Origin of the sequence: Bifidobacterium apri, assembly GCF_009299485.1 — a bacterium.
GTDB lineage: Bacteria > Actinomycetota > Actinomycetes > Actinomycetales > Bifidobacteriaceae > Bifidobacterium > Bifidobacterium apri.
This window is the reverse complement of record NZ_WBSO01000008.1, coordinates 32,537-38,536: the sequence shown is the minus strand read 5'-3', so window position 1 is coordinate 38,536 and position 6,000 is coordinate 32,537. Positions and strand designations below refer to the sequence as shown.

The window sequence follows — 6,000 nt, the reverse complement described above, 5'->3', positions numbered from 1 at the left end:
ATGCGGCGCATCCCAAACCTTCCAACACGGCACCCTCTTCTGGTCCAACAGCACCGGGACACACGCCGTCAAAGGCGGCATCCTAGGCGAATACGCGCACATCGCATACGAACAAAGCAAACTCGGCTTCCCCACCACCGACGAAATCAAACTCAACGGCGGGGCATCCCAGGCATTCCAGAATGGGCAGATCCACTGGTCCCCACGCACCGGAGCCCGCTTCACCACAGGAGCCATCCAACAATACTGGAGCGCCCACGGCTGGGAAAACGGCTGGCTCGGCTGGCCCACCGGCGACGAACTCACCGTCAAAGGCGGCGCATCCCAGACCTTCCAACACGGCACCGTCTTCTGGTCCAACAGCACCGGAGCACACGCCGTTGTGGGGACGACACTCAGCAAGTATGCCGCAGCACGCTATGAGCAAGGCAAATACGGCTTCCCGGTTGAAGACCAGACCGGCCCCTCCCAGAAATTCCAGCACGGTTCCATTGCTGGCTGTGGAAAAAACGGCTATCAGAATCCAACTGGGTTCTTCCAAATGAGTTCATGCAATGTCAGCGTCCCTAGTGGGGTATTCGGGTATGCTTCCCCGTCAAAAAACAGTATCAACGCTAACCGTGACCAAGTCGTGAATGCGTTCATCAGCAGGGCATACGACTATCTCGGCACACGATATGTCTGGGATTACGCCATGCAGCCAGGCAACGGCGTGGATTGCGCGGGGCTCGTTATGCAGTCACTCTATGCGACCGGAATGAACCTTCAGGATTACAACCCGTCCGCTCACTGGTATGACCCTTGGCACAGCCATGACGCAAACAATATGAGCAGCGACTCCCGGTTCAAGCATATTCCGCTCAGCCAGCGCCAGCGTGGTGACCTGATCTTCTATCCAGGTCATGTAGCCATCTACTTGGGCAATGACCAAGTGATCGAAGCGGTTCCGCCTCGTGTTCGAGTTGCCAACATGTACGCTGGGAACCGTCATCCGACGGGCGCTGCACGGCCGTTTATCTGATTGGGAACACATACAGCATAGGACGCAATGGAAAAGGGCTGCGAGAACAATCCTACTCTCGCAGCCCTTTCTGTTTCAGTATCCCGCTCTTGCTAGGCTGTTATCCATGACGGAGGGAATAGCAGCATCTTCAGAACAAGCCCCTGTGCGAGAACATCATCGGATACCGCGACTGGGATTGGTCTGCTGCAGCATCATCTTGGCAACACTTGCCGAGTATTGCGCATACCTCAATGAGGGGGAGGCAGGACGCGCGAGACGACTGCCGCATATCCTCGTCTTTGCGGCATTCTTCTTCATTTTGACACTGCTGTTCGAACGATTCATCACATGGCTGGAAGGCAAATCCGAACAGACAACACGCATACAAGCGAGACTTGCGTCAGCACATCTGGAAAGTGACGGGAACATCAAGGATGCAGAGAGCGCAAGCCCCCACCAATCCGCAACCCATCTGTGGCAAAGGATTCTCCCCGATTTCACCGGCAGGCGGAAATCCTTCTTCAAAGCCGCGGCCATCATGGCGGTATGCTGGCTCCCCTACTACGTGTTGGCCTTCCCCGGAGCAATCTGGTATGACACCGTGCAGCAGGTGCTGCAATGGGAAGGGAAGCCAAACGCCATTACCAGTGGCGCGTGGTCCGATCAACATCCGGTGTTCGACACCCTGATTTTCGGACTGTTCTATCAACTTGGCGATTGTGTGGGTTCCCCGGCTTTCGGTGTCGCTCTCTACACGACGGCCATCACCGCCGTATCCATCGCCGTGCTGGTATACATAGTCCACTATCTCGCCCGTTCAGGAGGCAGCAGACGGACATGCCTCCTCACATACGGGTTCTTCTGCTTATTCCCGTTCGTCCCGATATATGCCATGGCGATGGTCAAAGACGCAGTGTTCCTCCCCTGCTTTCTCCTGTTCTCCGTACAATGCATGGAAGCGGCACGCACACGCGGCGCGAGCCTCGCAACCCCGAAAGCCTGGATCCTCATCAGCACACTAGCGCTGCTGGTGTCACTCACCAAGAAAACCGGCATCTACACGGTGATTATCGCCTGTATTCTCACGATGTTGGTCGTGGCAGGGCGAAAAGTGCGGCTCCGATTGGCAGGAACAGTGCTGGCGAGCGTCATCGTCATGTTTCTAGTACTGCCCGGTATTCTGTTCCCGCTGTGTCATATTGTGGCTGGTGGCAAGCAGGAGATGATTGCCGTTCCGTTGCAGCAGTCGGCACTGTTGTTGAAAGAGCACGGTGACGAGCTGTCCCAGGCGGATCGTGACGTGCTCGAAGGGATTCTCGAGCCCGATGCCGCCAACAAGTTCTTCTGGCCTGCTGTCGATCCGATTAAAGGCACGCATTGGACCGCGCAACGCGAACGATTGTTGAAACCGTTCTTGCGCGTGTGGCTGCGTAACGGGGTAAGGTACCCCACAACGTATTTGCGCGCATATTTCCTGCTGGAACAAGGCTGGGTCGCCATGCCGAACCAAGCGGCTTACGAATCGATATACTCCGGCATGCGCCCGGCATACGTGTACACGAGAGCGTCCTTGGCGCCAAACGCTTCTGACTCTGGGCTACCCGTGTCAAGTCACGCATTGTTCTACTCGGGGTTGGATCAGGGCTTCGCATGGCTGAACGAGCAGTTCTTCCTCCAGCCGTGGTTCTGCCGTGCGTTCTGGGCAACTTGGCTGCCATTCATGCAGTGCTATCTTGCCGTACGCAGGCTGCGGACGCATACGATGTCTTGGAATCAAGCTGCTTGGCTCATACCGATGCTCGCTACGATGCCTTTTCTGTGGATTTCCGGGGCGAGTGTATCGTACGAAGGCATGCGGTATGTGATTCCCATGGTGTTCATTGCTCCGATCGGGTGCGCGATGTTCACTGTCGGTCAGGAGAATCGTGCTCTGCGAGTTGATGATTGACATTGCTGTGGTATGAGAACGGCGACATCACTGTAATCGAATGCCGCCTATGCCAGCACATCTTGCTTCCCTGCGGTACCTGAAGGCGTGTATCTAGTCTATCCGTAGTATGTGCATGGGCGTTTCTCCATTATGAGGGTTTCATTATTGACCTAACCGCAAGCACAAGCCATGCAATGTCAATGGTTCTATCTTCGACATCAGGCATCCACGAACCCCCGTAGGCAAGATGGCTTCCGGCACATACTACGGATAACGCAGATAGCCGATGCGAGTGAGGTGTTCATCGGATTCTCCCATTTCTGCCTTTCCCGACATCAGACCACCGCTCACGCATATCGTTACCAGTTACTCCGAACGAGCATGTTTCGCGTCTACTACCCTGTGAAACCAGTATTCCTCCAACCAGACAAGATGAACGAGGCTGAAAAACTGTTCCCCTATATCCTGCCCTTCCCTTCCCGAACCAATAATGTGCCTCCCTGTCTCAACGGTTCCAGACCCGACGGCCATCCGCCACCTGCTCCAGCGTCAGCGGATTAGATAATGCATCCATCCCCAACTTTTTAGCCACCAATGAAACGAGTCGCTCCCTCTGCTCCTCGCTTGACAAATCATATGCAGTCACTTGAATATGCTGCCATCCCTGTTCATCAATGAACTTCAATCGATCACAGTCTGCGAGCCACTGGTCGCGATGATGCGTACCATCATACTCAATCGCCAGCTTCTTTTCGGGATATGCCATATCCAAATAGAACAACCGGCCCGAATCAGGAATGCGAATCGGCACATTGATACGGGGACAGCCCAAACCATAGCGCATCAACAACAAACGCAGCCGGGTCTCCTGCGAAGAATCAGTGTGCTCCCGCATCAACCGCACCGCCCTGCTCATAGACCGGAACCCCCGAGGAAGCCGCAAACCCCGCACTTGCGCCTCCTCACGCAGATTCTGCAACAACCGAATAAAATCTTCTATCCGGATGCCACGCGAATTACGCCGCATCATCGAATCGCCGAGCACAACCAACTCCTGCAGCGACAACCTAGCAGCGTACATCGCCCACACATACACCGCATGAACGCAGCGAAACCTGCCACGCTGCAAAACTACCGTCTCGAAACTTCCCTGCCAAGTGACGAAACGCACACCTTTCACTCGCCAGCGATCACTCTCGTGGTGAACTGCTGCGTACACCACATCGTCTTGTAATCGCGTTCGTTCGCGAGGCGGCTCGATGCCAAGCAGCGCCAAGGCTGTCGACAGCGTAAACACCAGCGTCATCGAGGTTCGGTTGCGGGCCTCGTCACACGCTCGCAGTGCCGCCGCATGGTTTTGGATGATGTCGTGCTGATACATAGAATAATCTGCCATGACGGAAACCCTAGTGAATCCTGTCCGCCACGTGCGAGCCGGAATTGAAGATGTGGTCAGAAGTCGCGCGACGCCGCCCGTTCATCTGATTACCGACAAAGTCTGGTGACAAGTATCTCGTGTATTGATGGGTTTATGGTAGGGGAGAGATTATATCTCGCATATCCGTAGTACCTGCCAGAACGTATCTTCATTACGAGGGTTCGCCGATGCCTGATCCTCAAGCACATACCACGGAATACCAACAGTTCTATCTTCGATATCGGGAATCAACGAACCCTCGTAGTTGAGTTGATCTCCGGCAGGTACTACGGATAGCGCAGATAGACAGTCGAAAACGCTACGAGAGGCGCCGCAGCAGAACAAACCACCGCACATTTCACGGCAAAGTCACCGCTTCTATATGCCGCTGCAAGCAAATAGTTCTAGTCGGTCGCCGTTCTCGACCATCCAGCGCGCATCCCCTCATTTTTCTAAAGCAACAGCATTGTCTGTCGACGATGTACTTGTCGCAATCCACAAACCAGCAGCACAGAAAAAATGCGGGGCGCCGGCGACACGCGGTTATCCCGTGCGCCTAGCGTCCCGCATTCAACTGTTCAGCGGTTCAGCCTATCAGCAGACTGCCCCAGCACGCCGGCTCACTCAGCGGTCTGCAGCTCGGAGCCTTCAAGGTCGAAGTCAGCCATACGGTAGCTCTTAATGGCCGGATCCTCGTACGTGTTCTTGTAGTAGGTGTCGGTTTTGGTGGAGAAGCCGCTCGTGTAGATCGTCTTCTCGTACTGGCCATTGCTCATGAGCGCGCAACCGTCCACCATCGCTGCGGAATCAAGCGTGTGGAACAGACGGGAGACGTTCGATTCTTCGGTCTTCTGTGCCGGATAGTGGGCGTTCGTGTAGGCGGCGCGCACGAAACGCGACGGCGAGCTGTAGTCACCCGGAATGCCGCGCATGCCGGAGCCGGAACCCCACGCGCTGAGCTCCTGGGTGCCCCACTTGACCGGCTCGGGGACGCGCGGATCCATGCTCAGGTAGTTGCGCAGGTTCTCGGTATGCCAGTCGAAAGTCGGCTGGTTGGCGAGCACATCGACACCGTCATGATGCACATGGATGCCGTCAGCCATGACCTCGATCACAATGCTGCGCTTGCCGTCGCCAACGATCCAGTGCAGCAAGGAGACCGGATACTGCTCGTTGACCTGCTTGGCCACGACGGTCACGTTCTTCAGGGCTTCCTCTACCTGATCAACGGTGGAGAAGCTGCGGGCGATCCAGAACGGCAGCTCGTAGGCGGCGACGTTGACCGTGCCGTCCACCGGAGCGTCCGCATACTGGGCGTATCCAGGGAAGTTCAGGCCGGCAACGGCCAAGCCTTCATCGTTGGCGCAGTCGAAATACATCGGCATGCCTTCGACGATGATGCCGACGCCCATGACCGGCTTCGGGTTAGCAACCGTCGCGTTGAATGCGACCGGCGCCTGGTACCCGCGCGGCGTCACCACGATTTTCTCGCCATATGAGAACGACCAATCAAGATTGCGGCCGAAATACATGTTGCCGTCTTCATCTGCAAAACGAACTCCAGTGCACATGTCACCTGCTCCTTCCAAACCGCCCCTCGTGGGGGCATGCGGACTGTGCTTGAGGGTTGACGCCACCGGTGGTTGCCGG

At 56.0% G+C, this 6,000-nt stretch carries 4 protein-coding genes; 2 read left to right on the top strand and 2 right to left on the bottom strand.

Going from position 1 to position 6,000, the window contains the following annotated elements:
- Together DSM100238_RS06220 and DSM100238_RS06215 are read left to right on the top strand one after the other, a co-directional pair.
- On the top strand, window positions 1-1,021 hold a 1,021-nt coding region (locus DSM100238_RS06220), incomplete at its 5' end, for an NlpC/P60 family protein (protein WP_205730698.1).
- A gap of 199 nt (window positions 1,022-1,220) precedes the next feature.
- On the top strand, window positions 1,221-2,951 hold the full coding sequence (locus DSM100238_RS06215) for a DUF6020 family protein (RefSeq protein ID WP_152355824.1): 1,731 nt from the start codon (window positions 1,221-1,223) through the stop codon (window positions 2,949-2,951).
- Window positions 2,952-3,438: 487 nt separating this feature from the next.
- Here DSM100238_RS06215 and DSM100238_RS06210 read toward each other — a convergent pair whose 3' ends face one another.
- Both DSM100238_RS06210 and bsh read right to left on the bottom strand, forming a co-directional pair.
- Window positions 3,439-4,329 carry a PDDEXK family nuclease gene (locus DSM100238_RS06210; RefSeq protein ID WP_152355823.1) on the bottom strand — a complete coding sequence of 297 codons (891 nt, stop codon included), beginning with the start codon at window positions 4,327-4,329 and terminating at the stop codon, window positions 3,439-3,441.
- 641 nt (window positions 4,330-4,970) lie between these two features.
- Window positions 4,971-5,921, bottom strand: coding sequence for a choloylglycine hydrolase (bsh, locus tag DSM100238_RS06205; protein ID WP_152355822.1), 951 nt, complete (start codon window positions 5,919-5,921; stop codon window positions 4,971-4,973).
- Between the last annotated feature and the right edge of the window lie 79 nt (window positions 5,922-6,000).

Bases quoted from the DNA above. Each gene is read 5' to 3' on its own strand.
- DSM100238_RS06210 (WP_152355823.1), bottom strand. From the start codon at position 4,329: ATGGCAGATTATTCTATGTATCAGCACGACATCATCCAAAACCATGCG.
- bsh (WP_152355822.1), bottom strand. From the start codon at position 5,921: ATGTGCACTGGAGTTCGTTTTGCAGATGAAGACGGCAACATGTATTTC.